The organism is Methylobacterium sp. CM6244 (assembly GCF_054817885.1).
The window spans coordinates 3,160,522-3,175,094 of record NZ_CM139247.1 but is presented as its reverse complement, the minus strand read 5'-3'; the positions used below and the strand labels follow the sequence as shown (position 1 = coordinate 3,175,094).

Genomic DNA, 14,573 nt, shown 5'->3' with positions numbered 1-14,573 from the left:
GTTATCGGTCGTTCCGCACGCTGGAGTTTTGCGCGTATGACCCTTCTCAAATGGGCCCTCATCTGTTTCGTCATCTCGCTCCTGGCGGGCGGCCTCGGCTTCACCGGCATCGCCTCGGGCGCGCGCTCCCTGTCGCGCATCCTGTTCGGTGTGTTCCTGGTGATCGCCATCGTGATCGTGGTGCTCGCTTTGGCTGTCGGTCACGCGGTCTTCTAAGCGGTCATCCGATCGGTAACCGGGCCGGCGGGAGTTCGTGACGTCCATGGCGAACGCCGTACCCATTCCCGGAAAGATCTGTCTCGTGACCGGTGCCACCTCGGGCATCGGCTACGAGACGGCCCTGGGGCTGGCACGGGCGGGCGCCCGTGTCGGGATCGTCGGCCGTGATGCCGGCCGAACCGACGAGGCGGCGTCCCGCATCCGCGACGCGGTGCCGGGCGCCGTCATCGACGTATTTCTCGCCGACCTGTCTTCGCAGGCGGAGATCCGGCGTCTCTCCGCCGAGGTGCGGGCGCTCTATCCACGCCTCGACGTGCTCGTGAACAATGCCGGCGCCATCTTCGATGCCCGGCACGTGACAGTGGATGGCCTGGAGCGGACCTGGGCGCTCGACCATCTGGCCTACATGCAACTGACCCTGGACCTCCTCGACCTGATGAAGGCGAGCGCGCCCGCTCGCATCGTGAACGTCGCCTCGAGGGCGCATACGCGCGGCCTGATCGATCTCGAGGATCTCGACGGGGCGCGCCGCTACGGCACGTGGAAGGCCTATTCCCAGGCCAAGCTCGGCAACGTGCTGTTCACCGCCGCCCTGTCCCGTCGCCTCGCCGGCACAGGTGTCACCGTGAATTCGCTCCATCCCGGCGTGATCGCCAGCGGTTTCGCCGGCGGCACCGGGGGATGGTTCGGCATCAGTTGGTCGCTGATCCGGCCCTTCCTCAGCAATCCGGCCGATGGGGCGGCGACCTCCCTGCATCTGGCGACCTCGCCGGACGTGGACGGCGTCAGCGGCCTGTACTTCTCGAAATGCAACCCCGTCTCGACCTCTCGCCACGGTCGCGATCAGGCGCTTCAGGAACGGGTCTGGGCGTTGAGCCTGCGGCAGCTCGGACGAGCGGAATAGGGCGACGGCCCCGTTGGTGGAGACGCGCCGGTGGATACGCCTGATTCCGGCCCCTTCTCAATCCGCTCCCATATCAAAAAATGCACCGTTTATGATATTCTTCGCATCGATTGAGAGGCGAGGACGGCATGAACGTATCTGTTGGCGACCGGTGGGAGAGGTTTATCTCCCGCATCGTGCAGGATGGCCGCTATGGCTCGGCGAGTGAGGTGGTTCGCGAAGGCCTTCGCCTCGTCGAAGAGCGCGAGGCGAAACTCCAGGCCCTGCGTCGGACCTTGAGCGAGGCCGTCGAGGCGGGCGGCGACGCGAGCGAGGATGAGATCGATGCCGCGCTTGCGGCGAAGAGCGCGGAACTCAAGGCTCTGGGCTATGGGGAGTGAGCAAGGTTCGGTTCCTCGCCTTCGCGCGAACCAACCTCGTCGATATCCTCGGCCACGTCACTGAAATCAGTGGCAGCCTCACCACCGCACAGGGGTTCGTTGCGCGACTTCGCCGGCAATGCCATCGATTGGCGACGCTCCCGGGACGGCTCGGCCGGGCACGTCCGGAATTGCCGAGCGACCTACGTAGCTTTCCTTGCGAAAGCTACGTGATCTTCTTCCGCTATGAGGCCGGGACTGTAGAGATCGTGGGATGCTGCATGCCAGCCGGGATCCCGGTCCTCACCTCAGCGATCATCCGTCCAGCGAATAATCGGTGAGGTCGAGGGTCACGCCAGTGAGGTCGTCTCGGACGAGGCCGGCACGAACGCGCCGGACAGGGCCTTCTCGATCAGCGCCTGCGTTTCCGCCACGCCGTAGAGCGCGATGAACGAGCCGAAGCGCGGTCCGCGCGCCTCGCCGAACAGCACGTTGTAGATGGTGGTGAACCAGGCCTGCGACACGCCGGGCCGTCCGTCCGGGCTCTTGGCCTTGCCGGACAGGTCGGGGAAGTGCCGCCGCCCGACCTCGTAGACCACGGCCTGCAGCCCTTCCGGATCGGTAGAGCCCTTGTGGGCCTCCAGCGTCTGCGACAGGTCGGCAAGGGCCGCCCTCTCCTCCTCCGTCGCCGTGCGGTAGGTCTTGGCCGGACGCACAAGGTCGCGGAAATACGCGAGCGCATGGCCGACCAGCTTGTCGAGGACCGGATGGGTCTGCGGCCCGATCTCCGGGTCGTAGCGGCGGATGAAGCCCCACAGCACCGCTGGGTCCTCGGTATTGGCGACAGCCGCGAGGTTGAGCAACATGGCGAAGTTCAGCGAGCCGCCCTTGCCCACGGCTTCGGCCGCCGGCGGATGGCCGGCATGCAGGTGCCAGACCGGGTTGCCGAGCTGCTGCGCCGGCTCCTGGCCGGGGAACTTCTCGAGGAAGTTCAGGTAATCGTCGACCTGACGCGGGATCATCTCCACGAACAGGCGCTTGGCCTCGCGCGGCTTGTTGTACATGAACAGGGCAAGACTGTCGGCGGTGCCGTAGACGAGCCAATCGTCGATGGACAGGCCGTTGCCCTTCGACTTCGAGATCTTCTTGCCTTCCTTGTCGAGGAAGAGCTCGTAGTTGAATCCCTCCGGCGGCTCGCCGCCGAGGGCACGGGCGATCTCGCCGGAGAGCTTCACCGAATCGATCAGATCCTTGCCGGCCATCTCGTAATCGACGCCGAGCGCCACCCAGCGCATGGCCCAATCCGGCTTCCACTGCAGCTTGGCGTGGCCGCCGGTGACCGGGGTCTCGTAGGCAGTGCCGGTCTTGGGGTCGCGCCAGACCAGGGTGCCGGCGGAGACCCGGACCTCGTCGATGGAGACCTGCATCACCTCCCCGGTCTCCGGGTGCAGCGGCAGGAACGGCGAATAGCTCGCCGAACGCTCGGCCCGGAGCGACGGCAGCATGATCGCCATCACGGCCTCGTAGCGGTCGAGCACCGTCAGCAGGGCCGTGTCGAACAGGCCGGCCTTGTAGCATTCGGTGGCCGAGCGGAACTCGTAGTCGAAGCCGAAGGCGTCGAGGAAGCGGCGCAGCTCGGCATTGTTGTGCGCGCCGAAGCTGTCATGCGTGCCGAACGGGTCGGGCACGCGGGTGAGCGGCTGGTTCAGCGCCGGGATCAGGATCTGCTTGTTCGGAACGTTGTCCGGCACCTTGCGCAGGCCGTCCATGTCGTCCGAGAAGGCGATGAGCCGCGTGGGCACGCTGTCGTTGGTGAGCACGCGGAAGGCGTGGCGCACCATGGAGGTGCGGGCCACCTCGCCGAACGTCCCGATATGCGGCAGGCCCGACGGCCCGTATCCGGTCTCGAACAGCACTTCCGATTTCGGCTTGCGCTCCAGCCGCGCCACGAGCTTGCGCGCCTCCTCGAAGGGCCAGGCAGCCGCATGGGCGGCGGCCTCCACCAAGGCGGGGTCGAGGGCGAGCGGAGACGAGACGGGCGGGGCGGACATGGAATGGGCGTCAGTTCTGCGAGAAGACACGGGACGGCCGGAACCGGCCGGATGCGGCCGGGCACCCTAGGGAGCGGGCCGGGGAGGGTCAACGCGGAGGTGCGATGCGAGTCTCCGGCGAGGCCGGGGCCGAGGTCGCTCGAAGCCAGGCTTTGATGCTTGGTACGTCGAACAGGCGGGCATTCCCGACCCTTGCGGGGGCCGAGCGCGAACGCTCTCAGTCGCCCGCCCCCGAGATCAGCATGTCCAGCCGCATCCGCGTGATCGCGCCGATCTCGTCGAGGGCGGTGGCCTCCTCCTCGGCCTGTCCCCGTCCGAGGCGGGCCTCGAACACCGCGAGGATCTCGGCCCGGCTGCGGCCCCGTACGGCGATGATGAAGGGGAAGCCGAACCTCTCCCGGTAGGCGGCGTTCAGGCGGTCGAAGGCCGCCGCATCCTCCGGCGGCAGGTGGTCGAGGCCGGCGCTGCCCTGCTCGCTCGCCGAGTCGGCCGTCATGGCCCGCGCCCGTGCCTCGGGCCCGGCGAGTTCCGGATGCCCCTTGAGGAAGGCGAGGCGCTGCGCCTCGGGCGCATGGCGCACCGCGTCCATCATCGCGGCGTGCAGGTCGGCCACGCTGGAGAAGGGGCGGGCCGGCGCCACCGCTTCGGCGACCCAGGCCGCGTGTTCGAACACCCCGCCGAGCAGAGCGACGAAGGCGTCCCGGTCGAGACGGTGGATGGCGGCCAGATCCGACAAAGGCTTCAACTCCCGCGATAATCCGTACGACGACCCGGCGTGAACGGCATCGGCACGGGATCATGCTCCCTGGCTTCGACCATGGCGAACCGTGCCACCCTTTGTCCACGGCGATCTCCGCCTCGCTCACGGGGGCAGCCTCTTCGGGGCGCGGTCGACGCTCCCGCCCCGGGCACGGCCGTGGCGGTTCAGGCCGGCTCGGGCGCGGCGCCGGTGGTGCCTCGGCGCTCGCCGGCCGGGGTGGCGGGCGGGACGAAGGCGAGGATCAGCACGATCGTTGCGAGTTCGAAGACCGCGATCAGCCACAGGCCGGCGGAGGCCGAGCCGGTATGCTCGCGTAGATAGCCCATCACCGCCGGAGCGCCGAAGCCCGCCAGGTTGGCCACCGAGTTGATCAGCGCGAAGCCGGCCGCGGCGGCGGAGCCTGCCAGGAACCGTCCGGGAATCTGCCAGAAGACGGGGATCGCGCTCATCGTACCGGCGATCGCCACGGCGAGTGCGACCATGGCCAGAACCGGGTTCGACGGGATCAGGAACCCGACGAGGGCGATGGCCAGTGCCCCGATCATGGCGGGCACACCGCAATGCAGGCGCACTTCTCCGGTGTGATCGGAATGGCGCCCGTTGAGCACCATGCCGATGCCGCCGAACAGGAAGGCGGCGGCCATGATCCAGCCGATGGTGAGCGGGTCGGTGAAGCCTGCATCATGCACCACGCTCGGCCCGAAGAAGATCAGCGCCGAGTACCCCGTGACGAGGCAGAAATAGATCGCGATGCACTGCCAGACCCGGACATCCTTCAGGGAGGCGAGGACGCCGTGCTCGCGGGGCCCCAAGGCTTCCGCGTCGCGGGCGAGGTCGGCTTCGATCAATGCCCGCTGCTCCGGTGTCAGCCAGTTGGCCTTGGCGGGGCGGTCGGTAAGAACGTTGCCGAGGAAGAAGATGGTAACGAGCCCTGCAAGGATCGAAGGAATACCCTCCAGCAAGAACACCCATTGCCAGCCGTCCCAGCCGTTCACGCCGTCCAGGCCGGTGAGGATCGCCCCGGCCAGCGGCCCGCCGATCACCCCGGCGATGGCCGCAGCCGACATGAAGAGGCCGAGCACCCTCGCCCGCCGCGCGCTCGGATACCAGTAGGTGAGGTACAGGACCACGCCCGGGAAGAAACCGGCTTCGAACACTCCGAGCAGGAAGCGGAGCACGTAGAAGAAGGCCGGCGTGGTGACGAACATCATCGCCACGCAGCAGGCGCCCCAGAGGAGCGTGATCCGCGCGATGGTCTTGCGGGCGCCGACATGTTCCAGAAGCAGGTTGCTCGGCACTTCGCACAGGAAGTAGCCGATGAAGAAGATGCCCGCGCCGATGCCGTAGACCGTCTCGCTGAATTTGAGATCGGACAGCATCTGCAGCTTGGCGAAGCCGATATTGACCCGGTCGATCCAGGACAGGATCCAGAGCATCATCAGGAACGGCAGCAGGCGCCAGGTGATCCGGCGGTAGGCCGCGTCGAGTGACGGGTTCTGTCCGACCGATGACGTAGGATGAGTTGATATGACCGGATCGCCATGGATCGCCCCGAAGATGGTCGCGTCATCGGCGGCGATGAAACTCTCACCGAAGTGCCGAGACGAGATGGACCCTCCCCTTATGCAATCCAAATCCTGATCGGGCCGTAAATCTCGACCCGTTCCGGCATGGTCAGCTTCCGCGATAAGTGGTGCAATTGCCGGGCGTGCACAGCATCGGCACGTGGTAATGCTGCTTGGCGTCGAACACCGCGAACCGCACCACCGGGTTGTCCACGAAGATGTCCGCCTCGCTCACGCCGGGCCGGCTCTTCAGATAGCCGTCGATGAAGAATTCGAGCTGGTACTGGCCGATCTTCGCCTCGGCCGCCGGCAGGATCGGTGTGTCGGTGCGCCCGTCGGCATTGGTGACGACGCTCTTCACGAGGCGCCAGCGCCCCTCCTCCATCACCGAAAAGTCGATGCGTACGCCGGGCGCGGGGCGCCCGCGCTCCGAGTCGAGGATATGTGTCGTGATGCCGGCCATCGGGTCTCTCGGATCGTGTCGTGGGGAAGCGGTTGCGGACGGTCGGGGCGCTCAGCTGCCGCGATAATACGAGTAGCCCCAGGGCGTGAACAGGATCGGCAGATGGTAGCGCTGGCTCGCGTCGCGGATGTGGAAGCGGATCGGGACGAGGCTCAGGAAGTTCGGGCTCGGCAGCGCCACGCCGATCCGGGCGAAGTATTCCTCGACATGCATCAGCAATTCGTAGCGCCCGGTCTTCAGGGCGTCGTCGATGAGGAGCGGCTCGGGCGAGCGGCCGTTGGCTCCCGTCGTGATCGTCTTGATCGGCCGGTAGGTGTCGCCATCGCGCACGGAGAGGTCGCAGACCATGCCCGCGCCCGGTGTGCCGTGGAAATTGTCGATGGCGTGCATGGTGAGGCGCGGGCCGAGGCCGGATTGCATCGTCGGGCCGGTGGTTAGGGCGCCCGGCTGCACAGGAGCCGGGGCGGGCGCGCCCTGCGCCAGCACGGTGCCGGTGGCGGCGACCGTGCCGCCGAGACCGATTCCGGCAAGGCCGGCGCTGACCAGGCTGCGGCGCGTGAGGTCGGGTCGCTCAGGGGGGTGGTTCAAATGTGTCTCCTGCAGAGGGCCGGTTCCGGCGCGGCCGGGGGCGGGGTCAGGCCGGCTCATGGGCGGCACGGGCGGCGGCCCGGCGCTCCAGCGCCGGGGTTGAGGGTGGGACGAAGGCGAGGATCAGCACGATCGTCGCGAGTTCGAAGGCCGCGACCAGCCACAGGCCGGCGGAGGCCGAGCCGGTATGCTCGCGCAGGTAACCCATGAGGGCGGGGGCGCCGAAGCCTGCGAGGTTGGCCACCGAATTGATCAGGGCGATGCCGGCCGCGGCGGCCGAGCCCGCCAGGAACCGCCCGGGGATCTGCCAGAAGACGGGGATCGCGCTCATCGTACCGACGATCGCCACGGCGAGCGCCAGCATGGCCAGAACCGGGCTCCACGGGACCAGGAACCCGACGAGGGCGATGGCCAGCGCCCCGATCGTCGCCGGGATCCCGCAATGCAGGCGCGCCTCGCCGGTCCGGTCGGAATGGCGCCCGTTGAGGATCATCCCGATGCCACCGCACAGATAGGCCGCCGACATGATCCAGCCGACGGTGAGCGGGTCGGTGAAGCCGGCATCGCGCACCACGCTCGGCCCGAAGAAGGTCAGGGCCGAGTTCGCCATGATGATGCAGAAGAAGATCGCGATGCACTGCCAGACCCGGACATCCTTCAGGGAGGCGAGGATGCGATGTTCGCGTGGACCCAAGGCCTCGGCATCGCGGGCGAGATCCGCCTCGATCAGCGCCCGCTGTTCCGGTGTCAACCAAGTGGCCTTGGCGGGGCGGTCGGTCAGGTAGAGGAGCGTGACGAACCCTGCGAGGATCGAGGGGATGCCCTCCAGCAGGAACACCCATTGCCAGCCGGCCCAGCCGTTGACGCCGTTCATGCCGGTGAGGATCGCGCCGGCCAGCGGCCCGCCGATCACCCCGGCGATCGCCGAGGCCGACATGAAGAGGCCGAACACCTTCGCCCGCCGCTCACTCGGGTACCAGTAGGTGAGGTACAGGATCACGCCCGGATAGAAGCCGGCTTCGAACACTCCGAGCAGGAAGCGGAGCACGTAGAAGAAGGCCGGTGTGGTGACGAACATCATCGCCACGCAGCAGGCGCCCCAGAGGAGCGTGATCCGCGCGATGGTCCTGCGGGCGCCGATATATTCCAGCAGCAGGTTGCTCGGCACCTCGCACAGGAAATACCCGATGAAGAAGATGCCCGCGCCGATTCCGTAGACCGTCTCGCTGAATTTGAGATCGGACAGCATCTGCAGCTTGGCGAAGCCGATATTGACCCGGTCGATCCAGGACAGGATCCAGAGCATCATCAGGAACGGCAGCAGGCGCCAGGTAATCCGGCGGTAGGCCGCGTCGAGCGACGGACGAGGTCCTGCCGATGACGCATCGGAAACTGGATATGACCGGATCGCCATGGATCGCCTCAGGGTCCGTCACACCATCGGCGCCGATGCAAACCACGCCGAAACATTAGCAATAGTTGGACCATGTTCCCGCGCGATCCGACATCCGACCGGGCCGTGAAACTCGCCTGCGCGCGAGGTTATCCACGCCGGGCGAGGCTTTTCATTGCGTTCCTCAGGGCTGCGGAGCCAACCGGAAACCTTCGCGCTTCGATGGTGTAGACAGACGGTGATCGACGCCTTGCCAAGGAGACCATGCCATGTGGCCCGACAGACGCTTCCTCGATCTCGTCGGTCTGGATCATCCCATCGTCCAGGCCCCGATGGTCGGGCCTCGGGGCCAGCTCACGGCCGCCGTCTCCACCACCGGCGCCCTCGGGTCGCTGGCCTGTGCCGCCCTGAACGCCGAACAGGTGCGCAATGAGGTCGCGGCGATCCGCCTGAACACGGATCGTCCGTTCAATCTGAATTTCTTCTGCCACGCTCCGGCCGCCGCCGATCCGGCCCGCGAGGCCGCATGGCTCCAGCGCGTGACACCCTATTACCGCGAGCTCGGCCTCGACCCCGCCGCGCCCGTCGCCATGGCCAACCGTGCGCCTTTCGACGAGGCGATGTGCGCCGTCGTGGAGGATCTGCGCCCGGCGGTGGTCAGCTTCCATTTCGGGCTCCCCGAGGCCGCCCTCCTCCGCCGCGTCAGGGAAGCGGGCTGCCTCGTCGTCTCGTCCGCCACCACGGTGCGTGAGGCATGCTGGCTCGATGAGCGCGGCGTGGACGCGATCATCGCCCAAGGGGCCGATGCCGGGGGCCATCGCGGCATGTTCCTCACCGATGCGGTGGAGTCCCAGGTCGGCACCTTCTCTCTGGTGCCGCAGGTGGTGGACGCGGTGCGCGTCCCGGTCATCGCGGCGGGCGGCATCGCCGATGCGCGCGGGATCGCCGCGGCGCTCATGCTCGGCGCGTCCGCCGTCCAGATCGGCACGGCCTATCTCCTCTGCCTAGAGGCCGGCACCTCCGCCGTCCATCTCGCCGCCCTGCGGGCGGCCCGCGACGAGGATACGGCGCTCACCAACGTGTTCACGGGCCGTCCCGCCCGGGGGCTCGTCAACCGTGCTTTGGCGGAGCTCGGCCCGGTGAACGCCGACGCTCCGGCCTTTCCCTCCGCCGCCGTGGCGCTCCAGCCCCTGCGCCAGCGCGCGGAGGCGAGAGGCTCGGGCGATTTCTCGCCGCTCTGGTCCGGTCAGGCGGCGTCCCTGGCACGGGAAACGGGGGCTGCGGACCTTACCTTGCGGCTGGCGGACGAGGCGCGCGGGATGCTGAGGATGTAAGGCCAGCCCGGCGCCCTGAGGGGGATGGGCCGGCGAGTCAGAACGGACTGACGGGGAAGAACCGCAGGTACAACTCTGCGTATTTCCCTTCGTCCCAGAGCCTTTGCAGGGCTTCGTCGAGGGCGCGGGAGAGGGCCGTATCCTCTCGGCGGGTGACGAGGCCGATGCCTTCGCCGAAATAGTGGTTTTCGAGGTAGTCGCCGCCCACCAGCGCGCAGCAATTCGAGGAATCGATGCCGCCGATCCACAAGGCGAGGTTGAGCCCGTCGGCGAAGACGTAATCCACGTCGCCGCGCCGCAGCGCGCCTTCGGCGGTGGCGAGGTCGGTGAACTCGCGCGCCTCCGCCTGGGGGAAGAACGCCTTGAGATAGGCCGCATGCGCGCTTGCCGCGACGATTCCGACGGACTTGCCCGCGAGGGCCTTCGCCGATGGGGCGGGAAGGCCCTTGTCGGTGCGGGCGGCGAAGCGCGCCGGCCAGCGAAAATACGGACGGGTGGCGAGGAACCGGCTGCGCAGGGTCGGCGTCAGCGGGATGGCGGCGGCGACCACGTCGCCCTGCCGGTCGGCCAGCCCGTCGAGCAGCGTATCGAACCGGCGCGCCTGGATGGTGCAGCTGAGCGTCAAGCGTTCGCAGACCGCCCGGACGAGTTCCACCACGAAGCCGGTCGGCGCGCCGTCAGGGCCGGCGAAATGCAGGGGCGGGAACTCGTCGTCGGTGAGGAAGCGGATGGCGCGCGCCGTCTGCGGCGCTTCGATCCGTTCGAGCCGGCTGCGTGGGTTCCAGAAATTCGGGATCGTCACGCCCGGCGAGGTGGCTTCCTGCGCCGACGCCGGCGAAACGGCGAGGAGCGCCGTCACCAGCAAAGCGGCGGCGGACCGCCTGCCTCGGGTTGACGGTCTGGTTGTATCTGTGTCGCACTGGTTGTGCGCGGGAATCGTCTGGCTCACGGCTCTCCCCCTATCACGTTCCCGGGCCTCGGGGAGCCGGTTCCGGTGTCGATCGTCGGTTTCAGGAACCTGCGCGGCAAAACGGTGGCACTGCCCCCGGAGATCGCGTTTCTCCTCAGCCACGCCACGTCCCCGCTGATGCTGGCGAAAGCCGCGGCCCTGGCCCGGGCGAGCGGCACCGATGCCGCCACCACCCTGATCCAGGCCGGGTTGATGGAAGAGGAGCGCTTCTACCGCGCCCTCGCGCTCACCCTCGGGGCGCGGTTCCTCGGCGGGACCCTGCCCCTCGGCGCCGGAGCGCGGTTTCCCGACAGTCTGATCGCGGGCGTCGCCCCCCTCGCACCGGGAATGGGGGCCGCGTTCGTCTATGCCCCTCGGGGGCGCGCGATCGCCGAATTGCTGCAGGGGCGCAGCCCGACGGGGCTGATGCCGGCGATCACCACGCCGACGGCCCTGCGCCACGCGATCTTTGCCCAACGCGCTGCGGGAATCGCTGCCCATGCCTCGGACGACCTTCTCAGGAGGAGGCCGGACTGGGCCTACAATGCCGCCCCCGTGGCGCCGCTCCTCGCTCTGGCCGGTCTCATCTTCGGGGCGCTCGTTCTCGCCATGGCCAGCCTGCCGGCGCTCCTCGTCACGGCGGCCTGGGTCCTGGTGCAGGTCGGGTTCCTCGCCCTCCTCACCTTTCGCGTGGCGGCCATCGGACCCACCGGCGAGGCTGCGCCGGAAGACCCACCCGGACCCGGGCTGCCGGAGGGCGACCTGCCGGTCTACACGGTGTTCGTGGCGCTCTACCGGGAGGCGGCGGTGGTGCCGCGCTTGCTGGAGGCGCTGACGCGGTTCGATTACCCGGTCTTATGCAGCAACCTCACCCAAAAGCGTTGAGGTGGTGGGTTAATTTCGATTGTGGAACGTCGACCTGATAGTTACGTTCCCCCACCAGCGTTCCAGTTTTTGTGCCCACGGCCGGCTTGGCCGATCAGCCCCATTAACGGGTTAGACAACCTTTATGGACACCCTCTTCCCTAGCGCCAAGTTTCATGTGGCGTCGGTTCGGGACGATGATCCTATTGCGTCTGAGCCAAGCTCAAATTGGCGTGCGGGTGTGATGGCTTTCAAATGGCTTTTGGCCTCCTCTGCGAAAAGCAACGAACTCCAGGTTAAGCTTCCTGGCGCCGGAACGGTGCGCGTTAATATCGGCAAGCATGTCGATAGGGCATTGAAGAGCCAAAAGAATGAGTTCGACAGCAAGTCCCAGCGCTCCGGAACAAGCGGCAAGTTCAAGCCGAAGGGATGAAGACGAAGCAACTCTCCCTGGCATCATAAGCGATGAATATAATACGGTGTTTGAGCGGATTATGGCTCGCACCATTGGCGAAAACGGAGTTGCTCCCGTAGTCGCGTGCGTCGCTTATAGTCTTTATAAGACGGAGAAGCGCGATTGGATCGTTCAGCGTCGTCAGTTGTTGGGTCGCAGGGCTAGACCTGACGAAATAGAGCATTATGTGAGTGGTGTTACAGAACTCCGTATTGAGTCACTATTCACTCAAGCCCGAGAGTTAATCAATAGCTTTGCATCTGATGTCTTGGAATCGTCAAAAACTGAGATAAACGACGAGATTTATCGACGCCAGTTTGGTGCAATTCACGATCAACTTAGTTCTTCTGTGCGCGTTTCAGAAACGATGCACGAAAGTCTAAAAGAACATATTACTAGCAAGACTAAGCCTGCGTGGGGGACAGGACTTGGGCAAAACTTGGTTGCAAATTTTATATGGACAGCAATCGTTGTAATTGTTCTGATAAGCCTAAACCTCGGATTCGATTTCAACAACTTTTCAAATAGGATAAAGGCGTTCTTTAACCCCCCTGCAGAAGCGACCCAGAGTAATACTGGCGTCAAATAAGCTTCCAAACCCTCACATTCTTCCGCCTGCCTGCATCTCCTATCCGCCCCTGAACGACCGCACGGCTGAGGTTTTGAATGAGCCGGTAGGCCACGGCCTTCCGTAACATCACGTCGTTCTCATCCCAGCCCTTCGCGCGGATCACGGCCAGGGCGATCTCTCGTGTAGTAAGCGGCCTGCCTGCCTCTTCAAGCGCTGCCTTGCACAGCTTGAACATCTCCCCGTAGACGAACAACCGGTTGAGATGGGCATAGGCCGGGAAGCGAAGCTCCGTGGCCGGGGTTAGCTCATAGAGCGCTAGGACCGCCGTCACCGACGAGAGGTCGCGCTCTGCCACAGCAAGCTGAGCCCGCAGCGCCTTGATATGCGCTTCGATCTCGTTGCGCTTAGCAGTGAGAGTGCTGACGACGTGAAGGAGAGCCATCTCAGGCCACCTTTGCCGTGTGGCGCTGCCAGTAGCCCTTCCACACCTTGGACGGGGCGTGAGTGAGGGCCGCACCTGTGATGAGAGCGTACTGCTCCCCGTTGCTCACCCGGCGGTGGTTCTCACGCCAAGCCATCTCACCAGCGTAGGAGGCGAGGTAGGCGCCGCTGATGTGGTGGTGGATACCCATTTCGGCGCGACGGAGGCGGGAGAAGAACGATTCCGCCTGATTGGTGCAAGCCTCGTCGAAGCTGTAGCCTTCCTGGTGGTTGATGCGGTGGGTCTTGAACGAGCCATGGAGGGCGTTCCAGCCCTTTGCCTCGTCAGCGTGCACAACGCTACCGGCCTCGACGCGCTGCTTAATCGTCGGGATCGACTCAGCTTCCGAACGGAAGGCGAAGGTGAGCGCCTTGCCGCCGCGCTCGCGGATCACGACGACGACGCGACGCTTGCCAGTCTGGTTCTCGGCAAGGCGACGGTCGATCCGGTCCGCCTTCATGTTCGCGGGGCGAACGTGACCGCCAAAATAGGCGCCATCCACCTCGACCGTGCCGGACACAGTGGCGTCGGCTACCTCAGCCGAAACGGCCTCGCGGAGCTTGTGAGCCATGACGAACGCCGTCCGGTACTGGCAATCGAGGTCGCGGGAAAGCTGGAGGGCGCTATGGCCCTTCGCGCCGTTGGCGAAGATCGCGATGGCGAGGAGATGGTCACGGATCGGGAGCTTGCGGGAAGCGAAGATGGTGCCCGAGGTGACGCTGTACTGATGGCGGCAACCGGCGCACTTAAAGAGCTTGCGGGTGGCGATGAAGGAGTGCTTAAGGCAGCCGCAACGCGGGCAGAACGGAGCGCCTTCGGTAGCCTCCCAGCGGATCGCCTTGAACGTCTCCCAAGCCTGATCGTCGGAGAGACGGGCGACCTTGGCGAGGCTGAGGGACCGGGCCGCTTTGGAGAGAAGGAAGTGCTGGGCTACGGCGTCACCTGAACGTTTTGCGTTGAGGTGATTGATATGAGTTGAATTGAGTTAGGTCAACGCTTTAAATCGCCCTTGACGCAAAAATTGTCATGCCCTAGCTCTCAATGACGATGAGCCCTGAGCAATGCCGCGCCGCCCGAGGATGGTTGAACTGGTCGCAGCCCGACCTCTCTAAGCGCGCCAACATTGGCCTGAGTACGATTCGCCAGTTTGAGAACGGGCTCAGAAAACCTATCGTCAACAACCTCTTGGCAATGCGGCGGTCGTTTGAGGAAGCGGGCGTCACGTTCCTTGAAGAGCCGGCCGGGATCACCGTTGCTGGCAATCCCGGCGCGATAGATCAGAACGGCAGCGGCGCAGCGCCGTGATGCGACAGGCCGCGCACGATCTTTGAGACCGTGCCGCCGTTTACGCAGAAGTAGTGGGAAGCGCGCTGCTGGCTCCACCGTTCGACAAGAACGGCATGGAGGATGTGGCAGGCGGTGAGATGGTCACAAGGGAACTCTGCAGACATGACGGGTCCTTTACCGAAATCGGTGTGAGGGGTGCCGTCCGGCTTGTAAGATTGGACCAGAGATGCAATTTTGATGGCGTGACGCCTTGCATCGCTTGGCCCTTCTCGCAAGTCGGAAGGCTCTAGCGCTTGTGTGGTCCTGGCCGGCCCGGCTGCTCCCCTGGCGG

19 protein-coding genes are annotated in these 14,573 nt (G+C 65.8%); 9 read left to right on the top strand and 10 right to left on the bottom strand.

All coding sequences use genetic code 11. The features are described from left to right. The first annotated feature begins 36 nt into the window (after positions 1–36). The 4 genes from ACYQML_RS14825 to ACYQML_RS14810 all read left to right on the top strand — a co-directional run bounded on the left by ACYQML_RS14825 (position 37) and on the right by ACYQML_RS14810 (position 1,823). Positions 37–216 (top strand): DUF1328 domain-containing protein, encoded by a 180-nt coding sequence (locus tag ACYQML_RS14825; protein ID WP_461233223.1) that lies wholly within the window; start codon positions 37–39, stop codon positions 214–216. Positions 217–262: 46 nt separating this feature from the next. Then, positions 263–1,123, top strand: coding sequence for an SDR family oxidoreductase (locus ACYQML_RS14820; protein ID WP_461233221.1), 861 nt, complete (start codon positions 263–265; stop codon positions 1,121–1,123). Positions 1,124–1,251: 128 nt separating this feature from the next. Then, the gene (locus tag ACYQML_RS14815) at positions 1,252–1,503 is read left to right on the top strand and encodes a type II toxin-antitoxin system ParD family antitoxin (RefSeq protein WP_207413922.1); all 252 of its coding nucleotides are present in this window, start codon (positions 1,252–1,254) and stop codon (positions 1,501–1,503) included. Further along, the gene (locus tag ACYQML_RS14810) at positions 1,500–1,823 is read left to right on the top strand and encodes a type II toxin-antitoxin system RelE/ParE family toxin (protein WP_461233220.1); all 324 of its coding nucleotides are present in this window, start codon (positions 1,500–1,502) and stop codon (positions 1,821–1,823) included. Before ACYQML_RS14815 ends, ACYQML_RS14810 begins: the two co-directional genes overlap by 4 nt. 9 nt (positions 1,824–1,832) lie before the next feature. On the opposite strand, the gene ACYQML_RS14805 is transcribed toward ACYQML_RS14810, so the two are convergent. The 6 genes from ACYQML_RS14805 to ACYQML_RS14780 form a co-directional block, all read right to left on the bottom strand. Further along, the gene (locus tag ACYQML_RS14805; protein WP_311275498.1) at positions 1,833–3,533 is read right to left on the bottom strand and encodes a lysine--tRNA ligase; all 1,701 of its coding nucleotides are present in this window, start codon (positions 3,531–3,533) and stop codon (positions 1,833–1,835) included. Between the two features lie 217 nt (positions 3,534–3,750). Next, positions 3,751–4,269 carry a 2-oxo-4-hydroxy-4-carboxy-5-ureidoimidazoline decarboxylase gene (gene uraD, locus ACYQML_RS14800; RefSeq protein WP_461233219.1) on the bottom strand — a complete coding sequence of 173 codons (519 nt, stop codon included), beginning with the start codon at positions 4,267–4,269 and terminating at the stop codon, positions 3,751–3,753. A gap of 188 nt (positions 4,270–4,457) precedes the next feature. After that, positions 4,458–5,927, bottom strand: coding sequence for an MFS transporter (locus tag ACYQML_RS14795; RefSeq protein ID WP_461233218.1), 1,470 nt, complete (start codon positions 5,925–5,927; stop codon positions 4,458–4,460). A gap of 40 nt (positions 5,928–5,967) precedes the next feature. Further along, entirely contained in the window at positions 5,968–6,321 is a 354-nt protein-coding gene (uraH, locus tag ACYQML_RS14790) for a hydroxyisourate hydrolase (protein ID WP_056429340.1), read from the bottom strand. A 51-nt stretch (positions 6,322–6,372) separates the two neighbouring features. Next, on the bottom strand, positions 6,373–6,909 hold the full coding sequence (gene uraH, locus ACYQML_RS14785; protein ID WP_461233217.1) for a hydroxyisourate hydrolase: 537 nt from the start codon (positions 6,907–6,909) through the stop codon (positions 6,373–6,375). Between the two features lie 46 nt (positions 6,910–6,955). Further along, a complete protein-coding gene (locus ACYQML_RS14780) occupies positions 6,956–8,323 on the bottom strand; it encodes an MFS transporter (RefSeq protein ID WP_461233216.1) in 1,368 nt (455 codons plus the stop codon). A gap of 248 nt (positions 8,324–8,571) precedes the next feature. Here ACYQML_RS14780 and ACYQML_RS14775 point away from each other — a divergent pair, with 248 nt between their 5' ends. Beyond that, a complete protein-coding gene (locus ACYQML_RS14775) occupies positions 8,572–9,636 on the top strand; it encodes an NAD(P)H-dependent flavin oxidoreductase (protein WP_461233215.1) in 1,065 nt (354 codons plus the stop codon). A 37-nt stretch (positions 9,637–9,673) separates the two neighbouring features. Here ACYQML_RS14775 and ACYQML_RS14770 read toward each other — a convergent pair whose 3' ends face one another. Continuing rightward, entirely contained in the window at positions 9,674–10,495 is an 822-nt protein-coding gene (locus ACYQML_RS14770) for a transporter substrate-binding domain-containing protein (RefSeq protein ID WP_311275491.1), read from the bottom strand. A 135-nt stretch (positions 10,496–10,630) separates the two neighbouring features. On the opposite strand from ACYQML_RS14770, the gene ACYQML_RS14765 reads away from it, so the two are divergent. From ACYQML_RS14765 to ACYQML_RS14755, 3 genes are all read left to right on the top strand, one after another. Continuing rightward, the gene (locus tag ACYQML_RS14765; protein ID WP_461233214.1) at positions 10,631–11,470 is read left to right on the top strand and encodes a hypothetical protein; all 840 of its coding nucleotides are present in this window, start codon (positions 10,631–10,633) and stop codon (positions 11,468–11,470) included. 124 nt (positions 11,471–11,594) lie between these two features. After that, positions 11,595–11,882, top strand: coding sequence for a hypothetical protein (locus ACYQML_RS14760; RefSeq protein WP_461233213.1), 288 nt, complete (start codon positions 11,595–11,597; stop codon positions 11,880–11,882). Then, entirely contained in the window at positions 11,821–12,492 is a 672-nt protein-coding gene (locus ACYQML_RS14755; protein ID WP_461233212.1) for a hypothetical protein, read from the top strand. Before ACYQML_RS14760 ends, ACYQML_RS14755 begins: the two co-directional genes overlap by 62 nt. On the opposite strand, the gene ACYQML_RS14750 is transcribed toward ACYQML_RS14755, so the two are convergent. Beyond that, positions 12,485–12,916: a hypothetical protein gene (locus tag ACYQML_RS14750; protein WP_461233211.1), complete on the bottom strand. Its 432-nt coding sequence runs from the start codon at positions 12,914–12,916 to the stop codon at positions 12,485–12,487. The genes ACYQML_RS14755 and ACYQML_RS14750 overlap by 8 nt on opposite strands. Position 12,917: 1 nt before the next feature. Beyond that, a complete protein-coding gene (locus ACYQML_RS14745; RefSeq protein WP_461235733.1) occupies positions 12,918–13,925 on the bottom strand; it encodes an IS1595 family transposase in 1,008 nt (335 codons plus the stop codon). Positions 13,926–14,002: 77 nt separating this feature from the next. Here ACYQML_RS14745 and ACYQML_RS14740 point away from each other — a divergent pair, with 77 nt between their 5' ends. Further along, entirely contained in the window at positions 14,003–14,260 is a 258-nt protein-coding gene (locus ACYQML_RS14740) for a helix-turn-helix domain-containing protein (RefSeq protein ID WP_461233210.1), read from the top strand. Here ACYQML_RS14740 and ACYQML_RS14735 read toward each other — a convergent pair. Continuing rightward, on the bottom strand, positions 14,233–14,406 hold the full coding sequence (locus ACYQML_RS14735; RefSeq protein WP_461233209.1) for a hypothetical protein: 174 nt from the start codon (positions 14,404–14,406) through the stop codon (positions 14,233–14,235). The genes ACYQML_RS14740 and ACYQML_RS14735 overlap by 28 nt on opposite strands. Between the last annotated feature and the right edge of the window lie 167 nt (positions 14,407–14,573).

Bases quoted from the DNA above. Each gene is read 5' to 3' on its own strand.
- ACYQML_RS14760 (WP_461233213.1), top strand. From the start codon at position 11,595: ATGGACACCCTCTTCCCTAGCGCCAAGTTTCATGTGGCGTCGGTTCGG.
- ACYQML_RS14775 (WP_461233215.1), top strand. From the start codon at position 8,572: ATGTGGCCCGACAGACGCTTCCTCGATCTCGTCGGTCTGGATCATCCC.
- ACYQML_RS14750 (WP_461233211.1), bottom strand. From the start codon at position 12,916: ATGGCTCTCCTTCACGTCGTCAGCACTCTCACTGCTAAGCGCAACGAG.
- ACYQML_RS14815 (WP_207413922.1), top strand. From the start codon at position 1,252: ATGAACGTATCTGTTGGCGACCGGTGGGAGAGGTTTATCTCCCGCATC.
- ACYQML_RS14820 (WP_461233221.1), top strand. From the start codon at position 263: ATGGCGAACGCCGTACCCATTCCCGGAAAGATCTGTCTCGTGACCGGT.
- ACYQML_RS14780 (WP_461233216.1), bottom strand. From the start codon at position 8,323: ATGGCGATCCGGTCATATCCAGTTTCCGATGCGTCATCGGCAGGACCT.
- ACYQML_RS14740 (WP_461233210.1), top strand. From the start codon at position 14,003: ATGAGCCCTGAGCAATGCCGCGCCGCCCGAGGATGGTTGAACTGGTCG.
- ACYQML_RS14805 (WP_311275498.1), bottom strand. From the start codon at position 3,533: ATGTCCGCCCCGCCCGTCTCGTCTCCGCTCGCCCTCGACCCCGCCTTG.
- ACYQML_RS14825 (WP_461233223.1), top strand. From the start codon at position 37: ATGACCCTTCTCAAATGGGCCCTCATCTGTTTCGTCATCTCGCTCCTG.
- ACYQML_RS14755 (WP_461233212.1), top strand. From the start codon at position 11,821: ATGAGTTCGACAGCAAGTCCCAGCGCTCCGGAACAAGCGGCAAGTTCA.
- uraH (WP_056429340.1), bottom strand. From the start codon at position 6,321: ATGGCCGGCATCACGACACATATCCTCGACTCGGAGCGCGGGCGCCCC.
- ACYQML_RS14735 (WP_461233209.1), bottom strand. From the start codon at position 14,406: ATGTCTGCAGAGTTCCCTTGTGACCATCTCACCGCCTGCCACATCCTC.